Origin of the sequence: Bacillus sp. SIMBA_031 (assembly GCF_046535225.1) — a bacterium.
GTDB lineage: Bacteria > Bacillota > Bacilli > Bacillales > Bacillaceae > Bacillus > Bacillus velezensis.
Genome location: NZ_JAWRXC010000131.1, coordinates 1 through 287, shown reverse-complemented (window position 1 = coordinate 287; position 287 = coordinate 1). Strand labels below are relative to the sequence as shown.

Annotated in this window: 1 protein-coding gene; it reads right to left on the bottom strand. The window is 40.8% G+C overall.

Annotated elements, in window-relative coordinates:
• On the bottom strand, positions 1–287 hold a 287-nt coding region (locus SB724_RS19795; RefSeq protein ID WP_410572505.1), incomplete at both ends, for an AMP-binding protein.

Genomic DNA, 287 nt, shown 5'->3' with positions numbered 1-287 from the left:
AAACTACCTTACATTGACTATCACTTATCATATAATCAATCCTTTCCTGAGGATAGTTAGGGTCTATAGGAACATAAGCAGCCCCGGATTTCAAGATCCCCAATATACCAACAATCATATCCTCACTTCGCTCTAGCTTGATTCCTAACAAATCATCTGAATGGATATCATAATGCTCCCGCAGATAACCACCCAACTGATTCGATCGATCATTAAGTTCCTGATAAGTCAAATGAACATCTTCAAAAACTACTGCTACATGATCGGGCGTCCTGCCTACCTGCTCC